The organism is Magnetococcales bacterium, from assembly GCA_015232395.1.
Classification (GTDB): domain Bacteria; phylum Pseudomonadota; class Magnetococcia; order Magnetococcales; family JADFZT01; genus JADFZT01.
This window is the reverse complement of the sequence record JADFZT010000099.1, coordinates 1-13214: the sequence shown is the minus strand read 5'-3', so window position 1 is coordinate 13214 and position 13214 is coordinate 1. Positions and strand designations below refer to the sequence as shown.

The 13214-nt window shown below is 53.8% G+C and carries 7 protein-coding genes; 6 read left to right on the top strand and 1 reads right to left on the bottom strand.

All coding sequences use genetic code 11. From position 1 onward, the window contains the following. Nucleotides 1-176: 176 nt before the first annotated feature. The 5 genes from HQL52_18150 to HQL52_18130 all read left to right on the top strand — a co-directional run bounded on the left by HQL52_18150 (nt 177) and on the right by HQL52_18130 (nt 11399). Nucleotides 177-3161: a response regulator gene (locus tag HQL52_18150; protein ID MBF0371368.1), complete on the top strand. Its 2985-nt coding sequence runs from the start codon at nt 177-179 to the stop codon at nt 3159-3161. A 91-nt stretch (nt 3162-3252) separates the two neighbouring features. After that, nucleotides 3253-4377 carry a SpoIIE family protein phosphatase gene (locus HQL52_18145; GenBank protein ID MBF0371367.1) on the top strand — a complete coding sequence of 375 codons (1125 nt, stop codon included), beginning with the start codon at nt 3253-3255 and terminating at the stop codon, nt 4375-4377. A 163-nt stretch (nt 4378-4540) separates the two neighbouring features. After that, nucleotides 4541-5464, top strand: a complete 924-nt coding sequence (locus HQL52_18140) for a response regulator (GenBank protein MBF0371366.1) — start codon at nt 4541-4543, stop codon at nt 5462-5464. Between the two features lie 403 nt (nt 5465-5867). Beyond that, nucleotides 5868-10895: a hypothetical protein gene (locus tag HQL52_18135; GenBank protein ID MBF0371365.1), complete on the top strand. Its 5028-nt coding sequence runs from the start codon at nt 5868-5870 to the stop codon at nt 10893-10895. Between the two features lie 207 nt (nt 10896-11102). Beyond that, nucleotides 11103-11399: an STAS domain-containing protein gene (locus HQL52_18130; protein ID MBF0371364.1), complete on the top strand. Its 297-nt coding sequence runs from the start codon at nt 11103-11105 to the stop codon at nt 11397-11399. Between the two features lie 77 nt (nt 11400-11476). On the opposite strand, the gene HQL52_18125 is transcribed toward HQL52_18130, so the two are convergent. Further along, entirely contained in the window at nt 11477-12031 is a 555-nt protein-coding gene (locus HQL52_18125; GenBank protein ID MBF0371363.1) for a GspH/FimT family protein, read from the bottom strand. 312 nt (nt 12032-12343) lie between these two features. On the opposite strand from HQL52_18125, the gene HQL52_18120 reads away from it, so the two are divergent. Beyond that, a partial coding sequence (locus tag HQL52_18120) for a hypothetical protein (GenBank protein MBF0371362.1) occupies nt 12344-13214 on the top strand: 871 nt, incomplete at its 3' end.

The window sequence follows — 13214 nt, the reverse complement described above, 5'->3', positions numbered from 1 at the left end:
CTCTACGAAGTCAGCAAAACATTTTCAGACCAAAAAGGCTGTCAAGTCTTATTTGCGGCAGGGTGCTGAATAGTTACGTCTAAGGTTGGTCCGATTCCACTGTTTCAACTGTTTCAGGTTTGGCTGGATCCCAGGTTTGGGTGGTGGTCAGCTTGAGTTCGGGGTTGGCTGGAAGCATGTTGATTTCCAAAAAACGTTTTCCCTCCCTGACGAAAATGGGGCTTTTGCGCCATCTTTTGCTCATCAGCCTGGGGCTTGCCCTGCTTTTTGCCCTCTTCGAAGTCACCATCCAGGTTCCTCGCTGGGAAACATTGCTTGGGGATTATCGTCATATTCGGTTTTTTTTGCTTTTTTCTTTGGTTTCAGTCCTGGTATTGGCCTTTTTCAAAGCTTCCCGGGAGCTTCTGGAGCTGGATCGGGTCAACGCCACACTCGTCGAAGAGAAGGAATATATTCGCAATATTATTCAAGGTTCCGCTTCCATGATCGTCTCCGTGGATGCCGATCGCAGGATTGTGGAATTCAACGCAGCGGCCCAAAAGGCCTATGGCTATTCTCTTCAGGAAATTCGTGGACAAACCGTGGATATCCTCTATGCCGATCCCGATGAGTCCAGCCGGGTGGGCGAGGCGATCCTGGCGGAAGGGGTTTTTTCCGGGGAGGTGCTCAGCCGCCGGAAAAATGGTCAGACCTTTCCCCTCCTGGTCTCAGCCGCTCTTCTTCACGATGTGGAGGGTCGGATTATCGGCTCCGTAGGGAACTCCATTGATCTCACCCGGGAGAAGGAAGCCGATCAGCTCAAACGGGCCAAGGAAGTGGCAGAGTTGGCCAGCCAGGCCAAGAGTGAATTTTTGGCCAACATGAGCCATGAAATTCGCACCCCCATGAACGGCATCGTCGGTTTGAGTCATCTGGTAATGAAAACCGACATGACCGCCAAGCAGTACGATTATCTGCGTAAAATCCAATCTTCAGCCCACGCGCTACTGGGTATTCTCAACGACATCCTCGATTTTTCCAAGATTGAGGCCGGCAAGCTCAAGATGGAGTCCATCGATTTTCAGCTGGATGATGTCTTTGAAAATTTGGCTGGCATGGTCTGCGTCCGGGTCGAAAAAAAAGGGCTTGAGCTGCTCTTTAAGCGTGGAGAAGATGTTCCAAATAGCCTGGTGGGGGATCCTCTGCGTTTGGGACAGGTGCTCCTCAATCTGGCCAATAATGCGGTCAAATTTACTGAAAGCGGCGAAATCATCATCTCAGTCAATCGGCTGCCGGAAGGGGAGCGGCAAGGGGTGGCAGGGGATCAGGCCGTGGGGGATGAAGATCGGCTGGATCCGGATTCAAAATCGAACGAAGGTATCCGGCTCCAATTTTCGGTGCAGGATACCGGCATTGGTATGACCGGTGAACAGTGCCAAAAGCTGTTTCAGGCCTTTACCCAAGCGGATAGTTCCACCACCCGTAAATTTGGCGGGACAGGCCTGGGGCTCTCCATCTGCAAGCAGCTGGTCAAGCTGATGGATGGCCAGATCGATGTCATCAGCACCCTGGGACAAGGGAGTCTCTTCACCTTTTCCGCCCACTTTGGTCGACCAGCGTTACCCGTTAAAAAAAACCGCGTCCCCCGCTCCGAGCTTTTGGGCATGCGGGTGTTGGTGGTGGACGACAACGAAAGCTCCCGCAACATCCTTTGCGATGTGTTGGAATCCTTTGCCATGGCCCCCCATGCAGTCAACTCAGGTCCGGAGGCACTGGTAGAGTTGGAGCGCAGCGCCACCAACGATCAGGAAAAGGATTACAAGCTGATTTTTATGGATTACAAAATGCCCGGCATGAATGGCATTGAGACGGCACGACGGGTACGGGGCATCCTGGCGCTGGCCTCCCCTCCCCCAGTCCTGTTGGTGACCGCCTATGGTCGGGAAGAGGTGATCCGCAAGATGGAGGAGGCTTTTGTCGATGGCTATATTTTAAAGCCGTTTAATGCCTCCCTGGTGCTGGATGCCATCATTACCACGCTCCATCCCGAGGAGGGCAGCCTTCCCGTCAGATTGGAAACCAAGAGCGATCATAGGGAGGCTCTGGGGCGCATTCGCGGTGCCAGAGTGCTGTTGGTGGAGGACAACACCATCAACCAGCAGGTGGCCATCGAGTTGCTGGAGGGGTTGGGGATGACGGTGATTTTGGCTGAAAACGGTAAGGATGCGGTGGCAGCCGTCGCCCGGGGGGGGCTCGATTTGGTGTTGATGGATATCCAGATGCCGGAGATGGACGGTTTGGAGGCGACCCGCTGGATTCGTAAGGATGAGCGGCGCAACAACGTGCCGATTCTGGCCACCACCGCCCATGCCATGGACCGGGACCGGGAAAAATGTCTCGCGGCAGGTATGAACGATCATCTTACCAAACCCCTGGATCCGGAGGTGTTGGCAGAGGCCTTGATTCAGTGGATCACCCCTGGAGAGCGGGCTTATACTCCCCCCACCACCCTGGTGGCTGGTGAGGTTGAAACCGTGGAAATGCCTGCTGACCTGCCGGGTGTCGACATGGTCCAGGGGTTGCGGCGCGTAGGGAGCAACCGCAAACTTTTCAAAAAATTGCTGGGTGAGTTTTATCAGGATAATCGCAACCTGACAGCGACCCTCCAAGAATTTTTTGAGCGAGGAGATCTGCAAACGGTCTTACGCCTGATTCACACCCTCAAAGGCGTTTCCGGTTCCATCGGTGCCAATGCCCTGCACCAGGCGGCCCAGGATCTGGAAAGTGCCATCACCCGGGGAGACGAACGACACTATGAGAGGTTGCTGGGGCGTATTCAGGAACGCCTCACCCCCCTGCTTGGTGCACTTGGCCCCTTGACCCAGACCCTGAAACAGCACGACCCTGCCGAGAGTGTTTCTCCGATCTGGAAAGAGCTCAAGGGGGGGGATATCGAAAAACTGGCCCCTCTGCTCCAGAAACTATCCTCTTATCTGGAGGAGATGGATGTGGACTCTGAAGCCTGTTTTGTGCCGATTAGGGAAATAGTGGCCCATTCACAGTTTCATGACCTTGGGGAAAAGATAGGGCAAAAAATCGACTGCTTCGACTTTGAAGAAGCCATGGAAATGGTTCAGGAGTTGAAAGATGCAGTCAACGCAACCCAGGATGGAAAAGCCTGATGGATCAACCCAATTCAATTCAGATGATTATCGTCAGGCCCCAAGGCCTAGGGATCATCATTGATTCCACTTCATCAAGGTGGGGAGCCTGATGGAAAAAAACAGGAAGAACCGTATTCTCATCGTTGATGATGAGCGGTTCAATATTCAGGTGTTGGTAGAACTCCTGAAAACCGACTACAAGCTGATCGCCGCCAAAAATGGTCGGCAAGCGATCAAGGCTGCCCGCTCCGACCCCCCTCCCGACCTCATCCTGCTCGATATCATGATGCCGGAAATGGACGGCTATGAAGTGTGTCGCCTTCTCAAGGAGGAGCCTCACACCCAGGATATTCCGGTCATTTTTATCACCGGCATGACCAACGTGGAAGACGAGACCAAAGGGCTTGAGCTGGGGGCTATCGACTATATCACCAAACCCATCAGCCCATCGGTGGTGTTGGCCCGGGTGCGAACCCACCTGGCTTTGCGTGCCGCTCATCAAAAATTGGCGATTTTAAACGACCATCTCCTGATGGAGCGGGAGTTTATTGAATCAATCATCGAAAAGATGCGCGGCTCCGAACGTTTTGATGATCACGCCCTGCGCTATCTTCTCGCTCCTGTGGAAAAGACCATGGGGGACATGTTATTTTCGAGGATTACGCCCGATGGGGGGCAATATGTCATGCTGGGGGATTTTACCGGGCATGGTCTGACAGCCGCCATTGGCGGGCCCATCGTTTCGGATATTTTCTATACGATGACTGACAAGGGGCTGCCCATGAGTGAAATCATGGAGCAGATGAATCAGCAGCTCCACGAAAAGATGCCCACCGGTATGTTTTTGGCGGCCTGTTTTCTGGCCCTTGATTCTACCAGAACCACCCTGACGGTGTGGAACTGTAACGTCCCGGATGTGCTTGTTTTCCGAGGGACGGAGATTCGTCACCGGGTGGAATCGGCCTTTTTGCCCCGGGGAGTTATTCTCCGCTCCGAGCGTCCCGGTGAGGTGGTCCAGGTTGCTCGGGGTGATCGCCTTTTCGTCACCACCGATGGCCTGATTGAAACCCGGGATCCCGAAGGACGGATTTTTGGCCAGGAAGCGATGGAGTCCCTGCTCAGCCGGTTGATCGAAAAAGGGGAGCCCCTGGAAAACATTCATCAGGATTTGGCGCTCTTTCGTAACGATCATGAACAGGAGGATGATCTCACCATGGTGGAAATTACCTGCTGACCCGGGGGAATCCATTCTTGGCGTTTGGTCTGTTTATGGGCCGAGCCCCCTTATGTGGGCAGCGTTGCAGGTCGTTCAGGTCAACTGTACTGTATTGAATAGTGGAAATGGTCACCCATGAACTCATTTTCCGGTCTGTTTTTCCAGGGAGTTTAAACGTATCATGTCGGGTGCGGCGTCGTTTCAAAAGGAACCCTTGATTCTGGTTGTGGCGAACGACCTGCAATCCCGTGGCGATATGAGCCGTTTTTTGGCCGGGAATGGTTTTACCGTTCTGGAGGCTGACAGTTGTGGTGAGGCCTTGGCGCTTTGTGCAGAAGGTGCACCGGAGCTGATCCTGCTGGATATATCGACCCTTGGTTCGGACGGTTTTAAAGTGTGCGCCAGGCTCTCTCGGGAATTTCCTGTCACACCTCCTCCGATCATTCTGTTTGTGGATGCTGAGGATGGCCAGGCCCAGGAAAAGGCCAACCAAGCAGGCGCTCGAACGATCATACAAAAACCGGTTTCCTGGGAAGGCCTGAACCAAAAAATCCGCTTTCTTCTCAAGGAAAATCACAAAACAACCGAAAATCATGAATACCCTGAAAAATGGGATGAGGCCCATTTTTCCATTCGTTCCGTCGAAGAGGCCCGGGCGTTGGCCAAAAAGTTGGCCAAGCTTTGTCCCAATCCGGTCACAGCGGCCATCGGCCTGGCGGAGTTGCTGGTCAATGGGGTGGAACACGGTTGCCTGGGAATCACCTATGAAGAAAAAACCAGACTTCACGAACAAAACGCCTGGGATACTGAACTGGAACGCCGTTTTGCTCTTCCGGAAAACAGCCAAAAGAGAGTGACCATCCAGATGCGGCGGACCCCCTCTGAAATCAGTTTTCATATTCAGGATCCGGGCGTGGGGTTTGATTGGAAAAGCTATTTGAAAATTGACCCGGGGCGGGTGTTGCATAAACATGGGCGGGGAATTGCCGTAGCCAGATCCCTCTCTTTCGATGGGATGGAATATAGCGAGTCTGGCAACAAAGTGACGGCGGTTATCTTTCTGGAAGATCAGCCCGGGGCAAAAGAGAGGCCCACCACACCATAAGGATTGAGCATGGTACGCTGGCCCGGGGGAATCATGGTTTAACCCAAGGCTTGAGAGTTCGAGCGATGGTTCAGTGTCATCGGGGGGAAAAAAGGGTAGAATGCCCCCTCGTCATATTTTTAGGGCCATTCAACCCGGCTGTTCCTGTTACTTAAATCAGTCCCTGTTTTTTTATTTGGCGGATGGTTTCTTCGTATTGCTGGATCAAGATTTTGATCGAAACGATCCACGATTGATTGGGAGCTGTTTTTTTGCTTCGCCATTTGAATCAACCAAACGGCACCGGTGTGGGATGCCGGGAGAGGGGATGCCAGGAGGGTGTTCTCTTTGTTTTAAGTCCAAGTCAGGGATGATCAGAGATCGGGCGGGTAGAAAGCTGTATTAAGCGACTCTTTGGGGCATTATGCCGGAGCCATCTTCCATCAACAATCCTCTCTTTTCGATCTATGGAAAGATCATTGAGGATTTTTTTGTCTCCGAAAAGGACATCAGGAGCGTCATCTCCATTTTTCCCTTTCGGGAAGATCAGCTCGAAGCAGGAGTCAGCGATAAAGAGAGCGATCCCGGCCACCTGGTCAGCCACATCAATCGGACCGAATTTAAACGGACCGGCCACTCCATCGAACAGCTCAAACGGGTCATCAAGCAGGAAAAGGTTGATCGGGTTCGAGGTGTCTCCGAGCAATCCACCGGCTCCACCCAGATCAATTTTCACTTCCAGGAATTCCGCAAGGCCCTCCAGAGTGGCAAGGAGGCCCTCCTCGAATATAATCCGTTCTATGAGCTGACCAAGCTGGTCTTCCGCCACAATCTGGGTGGTGCGGAAAATCTATTCGACCATCTCCATTCCGATCTGATCGCCACCGCCCCTAGAAAAGTCCGTTCTACCCGAACCCTGCGGGAAATCTGGCTGGGCCCCCAGCGCAAAATGGGGTCTTTACAGCGGCTGGGAGAAACCCTGAACAAATGGCTGGCTTCGGGAAAGCTCCCCCTGGGCCTGCTGCTTTTTGTCGGTTCCACCATCACCACTGCCCGGGGGGTGAACGATCTTCTGCAGATTACCGCTGTCTCGGAGCTTTTTTCCGGGGCTTTTGATGGTCGTGAGGCGGAGCCTGCCCGCTACATGCTCGCCCTGATCTGTGGCCTGACCCTCTCTTCGGCCATTCTTGATTTTAAAGGGCGCATGTTTGTCGCCATGGCTGAGTCAGGTGGATTTTTCAAGGGGATTCGAGACGCCTATCTACGCAATCCCCGCTGGATGTTTTTGGCCAGCTTTTTAACGCTGGTTTCCATCAAGACCAACTACGACGGCATTGTTTCCATCATTTCCAAAAAGGCCGACCTGGCCCAGCAGTCGGAGTCGATTCAAAACAAGGTCAAACGGGCCATCGGCGATCCCATCCATCCCGATATGGAAAACCCGGTCTCTTTGAACGATCTGCGGGCCATTCTCTGGTCCGGCACCAACGGCACCATCAAAAATTTTGAGCAGGTTCCCAAGGATGAACTTCGAGGGGTTGCCTCCAGCAGTGATGCCCGCAAGGGTCCGCGCTATTGGGGGAAATATTTCATCGTTCATGGAGGCTATGTTCCAGGCACCAACGATGTCGTCAGTTCCTATAAATATTCAGCTCTTTCACGAGAGATCGACGGCATGTTGCAGGCATCAGGCCTCGATCTTTCCACATCCATCAAGGAAAAAATCCAGACCCTGCGGGGCAAGTATGGCCATCACCTGGTAGATACTTTTTCCAAGGTGATGGGGCGTCTGCTCAAGCTTGATATCATGATGAAGGTGCAGGGCTACACTCTGGAAGAGATCCAGCGGGTATTTGCCCTGGAGCATTACCAAATCAACGATCTCGTTCAGTCGATGGTTGAAGCCATGGAGGAAAACAAAAACCTCTATGGCGATATTTCCCGGGAGTTGAACGAATTGACCGGCGCTTATGTGGGCCTTCTCCAGCGGGTGGATAAGTCCGGTTCAGCCCTTTACAGCTCTTATAATGTCCAGGCCAATCTGGAAATTCCGGAAATTTCGGCCATCGACGAGCTTAAAAAGGGCATGATTCCCGTCGCCAAGCATAAAAATTTTAATGAACTGAAAATCTTTTTGCTGAACCTGTATGGCGTGGCTTTTGGTGGCATGCTGCTCACGGCCATTTTTATCTTTGCCATCTGCATGGATCTGGCCGACCCCTTGATCTACGGCTGGATGGTGGCCAAACAGGGCATCCGGGATCGGTTTGTCTTTCCGGAATGGTTGAAACGCATGAAGGAGTGGGAAAAGGATTTTATTTCCCGAAGCAAATCCTTTTTCGACCGGGAAGACGTTCAGCAGGTTTTTCACGGCATCGTTCCCCCCAACGAAATGGGTATTCGCAACGCCTTTTTCAAGCTTTTGGAAGAGATCGACTCTTCGGTCAAGGATCCGGCTGACAAGAGCACGGTGCAGCTGTTTTGGCACTGGTTTCGGGGGCTGTTTGTCACCACCCGCATTCAGGATATGAACGGCTACAACTACCGTGCCCAGGCCATTGCCCTGTTTCTGGTGGAGCGGGATGTCTATTTTTCCCGGTTTATCCAGGGGGTCTATCCCGGCCTGCAACCGGACAAGGGGTTGGGACAGGGTACCTTCCTGGAGCTGTTCAAGGGGATCGAATCGGGTCAGTCGAATAACCGGGAGATGTTTTTGTTGGAGCTGGAAAGCGCTGCCAGTGAGGAGTACGGCATTGATGGGGATGATGGCGATGCCCTTGATGAACACCGCAAGCTGGCCAAAAGCTTTACCAAAGCTCAACGCAAGGTAAAAAATATCGACCAGGTCATGGATGAAGAGTCCTCGGGCCTGGGTAAAATGCGTACCTGGTTTCAGAAGGGTAGCGACGAGGACGACTTGCCGGTGGAGGATCCTGAGCTGGGCCTGCTTCCCGGTGAGGCGGATGTTTCTGGATCGGATTATTTCGGACACAACCGTGGTGGGGATTGGTTGGGTGATCTGGGGCCGGGCGCCAGGAGTGTCATCTTTCAGCTTTTCATCCGGTCCTTCAAAGCCCAGGTTTTGCCCTTTTCCCACACCCGGCGTAACTGGCTCAAGGAGATGTCGAGTCAGAACAACCAGGTGGAAGAAGGGATCGGCACTCTCTATGACTTTGTGCCCACCCTGAAGGAGACTCTGTTTACCACCCTGCCCAAAATTCAGGAAGAGTCTCTCGAACCTCTGCGCAAAATTTGGGACGAATATCCCCAAGAGTGTGCCCGGGCCGGTCTGGCTCCCATCGATAAATTCCAGGAAGAGTTTGGGCAGATCGAAAAAAATGTCCTGGAGATGTGGGGGGTATCCCAGTTTTTGGGCCATGAGGTAGACGAAAAGGTACTCTATTCGGTCACCGGTAAGGCGGAAATCGACGAGATGACCCGCCTCATCACTTCCAAGGACGGGGAAAAATCGGTTTTTGCCAACCAGATCGCCACCCTCTCCGGCCAACTCCAGGAGAGCCTTCAGGAAGCCCTCAAGATTGAGGGGCAGGTGGCTGGGGATCTGAAATCCGCCGGAGATGAAATTCGTTCTCTGTGTTCCGGTATTGCCCGGGAGGCCCGACAGGCGGTTTTAAAGATCAACATTCGGGACTGGGAGCTGAAGAAAAACCGCGCCTCCTCCCCAGATCGGCTGGAAGCGCTCCAGGAGAGTCAACACTTTTTGGATGAAATTCCCAGAAAGACCGACTCTCTCCTGTCCCGATTGGATGAGATTGAAAACAACACCACCGCCAGCAAGGGGGAACTTCGGGATCAACTGGAGGATCTCAAAGCCCTCGCCCTGGATCTTTTGGGACGGGTGAAAGGAACCATGGAGTTGATCGATCAACCCCATGCCACCTACCAACCCCATGGCGGCCAGTATGCCTCCCCGAGTCTGGCTTCCTCCAACCGGGTGAGCCTCCACTCCGAAACAGCCCTGAAAGGGGAAGTGCCACCACCGGAGAAAAATCCTGACCCCTCGAAGAGCGAGAGCGATGCTGAAAAAGCGCGTCGCAAGTGGGATCGCAATGATTTTCAAATTCCCGTCACCTATGAATCTCCCAGCGGCTTGACTTGTCAGGGGATTTCCCGGGAAATCAGCGTCAACAGCCTGCGTCTGGTCTCCGCTTCTCCGGTCAACGGCCTGGAGTCGGGGGAAGAGGGAACGTTGTGGCTTTTTTGGGATGAGTCTCAGGCGGAATATGCCTGCCAGCTGATTCGGGTGGTGGAGTCGGACATTATTTTGCGGCTGGTGCCGGAAAATGCGGAGTTTGTCATACCCCGCAACCCCCGCCCCGGTGTGATGACACAACCGTCGCTGCAAGGCGCACCATCCATCTCCAAAAGTCCCCTGGACACGCCCCCCTCACAATCCTCACCCTCGGCCAAACGCACCGTGGTACCAGTGATCAAGGAGACCACCGAGGAGTCGGTCAAGCGTCTGTTGAAAGAGGTCAAAACCCTCTGTGGTGAGACCAATCAAACCTTGCTGGCCATCAATATGCGCGCTTGGGAGATGCAGAAAAAAGGCCCCGGAGCCCAGGATTTGATCCGCAGCTACAACGATCAAAAACCGGCCCTCGACCGGGCACCCATGGAAGCAGAGGCGATTTTGGCTCACATGGAGGAGATCGTTCGTTCCGACTTTCCCTACAACGAGCAAAACCAGGAGCTGCTGCAAGGGCTGAAGCGGGAGTCCCTGGCCTTGCAAAATCGTATCAAGGGGATTTTGGCATCCCTGGCCGATCCCCCTCCCCCCCCGGCGGCTACCCAGCTCTCAGCACCTCAGGGGATGGCCCATCCAGCGAGCAGCTTTACACCCTCCCCTGCACTTCAGGGAATGGCCCCTCCCGGGGGGGATTTTATGCCCTCCCCCGCACCTCAGGGAATGGCCCCCCCGGTACCTACTGCGGAGGCACCCCAGGAGGCGCCACCGCAACAACAGATCGTGCGCAGGCGGCGGAAGATTCCACCAACCCCTGGCATGGCAGCTCCGAGGGCTGCTGCTCCGGGTATGATGACGACTCCGAGGGCTGCTGCTCCGGGTATGGCGGCGACTCCGAGAGGGGCTTCTCCAGGTATGGCGGCATCTCCGAGGAGGGCAGCGGCTCCGGCTCCAGCGGCTGGGGCCGGTTCCGGCAAGGCCTCTCCCAACAGCCTGTCGGTGACGGCCCATTTTATCGCCAAGGATGGGCGCAGCGTGACCGGCACCACCCAGGCGATCACCTCAGCCAGCGTCAGTTTGGTTCTTTCCACCCCAGTGGGGAGCCTTCTCTCCGGGGAGGCCGGAACCCTGGTGATGCTTTCGGATCGGGCCAAATATGAGTTTCCCGGGCAGATCTCCCGGGTATCGGGCGGGGAGTTGGTGGTGAAGCTGCTTTCCAACCAACCCAAGTGCCACGCCCTGTAGAGTCGATCAAAATAACGGGGCGGATGGGGGGAGTGGTGAAGGGTGGAAGGCCTGAAATTCGCCTGTTATGACGATTCCCACTTGGCCAAAGCCCATTCCTTTGGGATATCATGGGCGCTGCCAAGAGACCATTTCCTGATCTACATCGGGTTTTGGAACGCCCACACCGGGTTTTGGAACAAGTTCATCGCCAATAAGAGGGTCCAAATGTCCATTACCGCCTCAAAAACGGAGAACAGAATCACCATCTCTATTTCAGGCAGTTTTGATTTTAAAATGCGCACCCCTTTTCGCAAGGCCTATATTTCGGAGTCGGGGAAGCTGCCTTTTGTGGTTGATTTTGCCAATGTGGATTTTATCGACAGCTCGGCGTTGGGCATGCTTTTGATGTTGCGGGAGCATTGTGGCGGTAACGATTCCGACATCACCCTCATCAACTGTAAGGCGGAAATCAAGCGACTGTTTCAGATCTCCCAGTTTAAAGATCTCTTCCATCTAAAATAGAAAATTTTGGGAGGGGATCCAGCTACCCGATCCCCTCCCACCCCCGTAACCCCCCCATTCTGTCAAACCATCGGTTTTCAGCTGCAGGCGCGTGCCCCTGGGGTTTTCTTCACTTGGCCATTGGTGCTGATGCTGAGGGAGTAGGCTCGCTCGACGCCCCGGTCGTCACAGAGGTTGAAGAGCCCGGCTTGCTGATATTCCCGCATCTGCCCTTTGGCTCCAAAGGAGATGTAGCTGGCTCTGGGGGATTGGGCTGGGCGGAGGGTGACGGAGCCGTAGAGGCCCGGGACGCTTTCCAGGATGCGATCCTCGCCATCGACCACCCCTGGAATCCCCCCATCTTCAAACACCACCCACCCCTCTTCCCAGCCTCCGGCCTGGATGTCGCAGTTGGATTGATTGCGGCTGGGGCACATGGTCATCCGGAAGCCTCGGCGCATGGCTTCGGAGCGGGTGAGGTTGAGGGATTGGGTAAAGAGCTGCACTTGGGAGGAGAGTTGGTATTCCAACAAGTGGCTTTTGAGGTTGGGATAGCCGAACCAGGCGACGGGGATGATCACCGTCAGCACAATCCAGAGATCAACCAGGGTCCATTTTTTTCGGGATTTTGGTTTTGGATACCGTCGTTGCATGACACACACCTCTTTTTCGTATGAGAGCCTTCTTTACCAACCCCATAAAGCAAGCCCCAAGCCAGCTGAGGGTGTGTTCTGTAAGTAATTGTTTGTAATGATAAAATATTGTTTATGGCGGTTTCTGGAAGGGAAAAACACCCAAAAGTGGAAAAATATTTTTTTACACTTTCCCGGAAACTGCCAACCAGGCTTGTCACTTTTGGAAGAGAACCCCTTCCCCCCGTTGAACGCCCCTCCCCTGGTTGTTTTCCCGGGAGATTGATAAACTCCAGGAATGATGAAATTTAACCGCCACTCAAAATAAAGCCCATGTATTCCGGAACCGCGCAACGCCCCTATCCCTTTATGCCACCAGAACCGGATCCCCTGGAAAAACGCTGGGAGTCGGCCAACGAATCCGCTCGTGTTGCGAGAGGCGTGCATCTGACTTTTTTGTTGGTAGGGGTCTACTTCGCCATTCTCATCGGCTCCACCACCCACAAGCAGTTGTTGATGGAGAGCAACATCATTCTCCCCCTGCTGAGCGTGGGGATTCCCATCGTTTGGTTTTATGTGGTGGTGCCGTGGATATTCATTCTATTACATCTCAATCTCCTGCTCCTCTTCTATCTCCTCTCCCGCAAGCTCCATGATTTATGCAGGGATGACCGAAAAAACCTGAAATCCCTCCTCTACCCCCTCCCCTTTTCCCACTGGCTGGTCAAATCCCAGGAGAGCCGATCCGCCAGGATATTGTTGAATCTCTATGTCTGGACCACCACGGTGATCCTCCCGGTGACTCTCCTGGTGTGGGCACAACTCCGCTTTCTCCCCTATCACTCCGACTGGATTACCGGCTATTCCCATCGCTGGGCGGTGGTGGTGGATCTTGTGCTCCTCTGGGTGTTTTGGCCCAAGATCATGCATGCTGAGGGAAGGTGGCGGTTTGGTTTCAAAAGAAACTTCTGGGCAGGGTTCTTATTCCTGACGGCTCTCTATCTTTCATTTGCTATTTTCAGATTTTCCATTTGGTGGGCCATCTATCCGGATGAAAAGCGTGTTGATCTCTTTTCCACCTATATAGCTGCCTGGAAATGGGAAGAAAATCAGCGGGAGGTGTTTTTCGAAGATGAACGGGTGAAGGAATATATCCCCCGAAATCTATCGGTTCGTGACGAAATTTTGGTCAAGGAACCACCCC

Excerpts from the sequence above, each read along its gene's own strand:
- HQL52_18140 (MBF0371366.1), top strand. The coding sequence starts at position 4,541 with ATGTCGGGTGCGGCGTCGTTTCAAAAGGAACCCTTGATTCTGGTTGTG.
- HQL52_18135 (MBF0371365.1), top strand. The coding sequence starts at position 5,868 with ATGCCGGAGCCATCTTCCATCAACAATCCTCTCTTTTCGATCTATGGA.
- HQL52_18125 (MBF0371363.1), bottom strand. The coding sequence starts at position 12,031 with ATGCAACGACGGTATCCAAAACCAAAATCCCGAAAAAAATGGACCCTG.
- HQL52_18130 (MBF0371364.1), top strand. The coding sequence starts at position 11,103 with ATGTCCATTACCGCCTCAAAAACGGAGAACAGAATCACCATCTCTATT.
- HQL52_18150 (MBF0371368.1), top strand. The coding sequence starts at position 177 with ATGTTGATTTCCAAAAAACGTTTTCCCTCCCTGACGAAAATGGGGCTT.
- HQL52_18145 (MBF0371367.1), top strand. The coding sequence starts at position 3,253 with ATGGAAAAAAACAGGAAGAACCGTATTCTCATCGTTGATGATGAGCGG.